Origin of the sequence: Shewanella sp. MF08487, from assembly GCF_050848685.1 — a bacterium.
Classification (GTDB): domain Bacteria; phylum Pseudomonadota; class Gammaproteobacteria; order Enterobacterales; family Shewanellaceae; genus Shewanella; species Shewanella glacialipiscicola.
In genome coordinates, this window is record NZ_JBOZPB010000056.1 from 1 (window position 1) to 1772 (window position 1772).

The 1772-nt window shown below is 43.2% G+C and carries 2 protein-coding genes; one reads left to right on the top strand and one right to left on the bottom strand.

Features of this window, described 5'->3' with window-relative positions:
* The first annotated feature begins 149 nt into the window (after positions 1-149).
* Positions 150-1127, top strand: a complete 978-nt coding sequence (locus tag ACRN9H_RS19580) for a sensor domain-containing diguanylate cyclase (RefSeq protein WP_002119794.1) — start codon at positions 150-152, stop codon at positions 1125-1127.
* A gap of 219 nt (positions 1128-1346) precedes the next feature.
* On the opposite strand, the gene ACRN9H_RS19585 is transcribed toward ACRN9H_RS19580, so the two are convergent.
* On the bottom strand, positions 1347-1772 hold a 426-nt coding region (locus ACRN9H_RS19585), incomplete at its 5' end, for a peptide-methionine (S)-S-oxide reductase (protein WP_432315876.1).

Sequence of the window (1772 nt, forward strand, 5' to 3'; positions counted from 1 at the left end):
AATCAAGCAGGCGAATATTGTACAAAACAATACCATTGCTACAGAGATAACTTCAAGTCTGACAGATCTATGCTAGAGTTAAATCAACGATTTAATTCATTTTTCTATGCAGGATCTTTGAAAAATGCAGTAGAAAAACGGAGAAGTACATGACCTTTAGTTTAGCTCAAACAGCTAGTGCAGAAACCACACTAAAAGCACCTGCTGAAGCAGATCAGAACCTGCGGGATATCACTGAACTGGCGTGTTATATCTGTGATGCACCAGTGGCTATGGTGACGCGAACCGATGACACAAAGCTGAATCTAATTGCAAAAGTTGGTATTTCGCGTACCTCTGTATTAATTAAAGAGTCCTTTTGCGTGTATGCAATGGAAACACCTGATGCGGTAATGGTGGTCCCTGACGCTACTTTAGATCACAGATTCAGTACCAATGCTATGGTGATTTCAGGACCTGGCTACCGATTTTATGCTGGCTCGCCGCTGATTGATCCCGAAGGTGCAGTGATTGGTACTATTTGTGTCTATGATCATGTTCCTAAGCAGCTGAACCAGCGGCAGATAAGCTCTTTGCAGGCTCTGTCCAGACAAGTGATCGCCATACTGGAGCTGAAAAAAGTCGGCGAACAATTACATAATACCAGCATGACGGATGCGCTGACAGGGGTGAACAACAGAAGAGCTTTTGACCTCAAGTTTGAAGCTGAATTTGCTCGCTGGCAAAGAACAGGACAATCTTTTGTACTGGCATTGATTGATATTGATCACTTTAAGAGTTTTAACGACAGCTATGGTCATGCCGCAGGAGATGAGGCACTGAGTCAAGTCGCGGCTCTGTTTCAGCGCCATAGCAGGAACTATGACTTTTTCGCCCGTTATGGTGGTGAAGAGTTTGTGCTGATCCTGCCAGGCACAGACACAGCGTCCGCAAATAAAACACTGGAAAAGTTAAGGCTGGTAGTGGCTAACCATGAGTGGTTATTACGACAATTAACGGTCAGCATAGGTTTGGCCAGCGCTGATTTATTTGACGACAAAAAGCAGTTGCTCGAAGTCGCCGATCAGATGTTATACAAAGCTAAAACCCAAGGCCGCAATCAAACCAGTGTGTTCGCCACACTGTAAGAGATCTGTTCATGCTGCGCTGATCTCAAGACCTCATAAAAACTGAGGTCTTGCTTCGGTCGATAAGCTGGTCTGATATTGGCATTATTTATTCCTTTCAAATACATGGGTAATGCGACTTACACAGATTTTTTATGCTCTCTTGGACTCCATGTGAAGGAGATCGTCACATTCTTTACATATAGAAAATAGAGTTCTTTAGCCAGCTGCAATTTCAGATTAACCGATTCGGTAAGCTTTCTGCATTTCCGGAGACAACTTTTTTAGCCAGCTTGAGAGACTGAAGCCTTTTCTATCGGTACTATTTAATTTAGTAAAATACAGATGTTCATCCCAGCGAGGACCGAAATCTACTTCTGCAAGACTTACAAGCTGTTTGTTTCTGCGAAGACGATGCTTTTGATGGTAATCTTCGGCGGGCCAAAAATAACCATTTTGTTCTCCGGCCTCAATCACCTCGGGAGATTTCTCCTTTCCAATCGCTTGAATCAGTTCTTCAGCTACTTGTTTTTGCTCCAGATCAAAAACAAAAAGTATCTGGCGATACTGGCCCTGCTTTCTACCATGAACAGACCATGATTCAAAACTTCCAAGAAGTTCCCTGTAGCTGATTTGGTCTTTATCGTAGATCACTCTGACGACTTC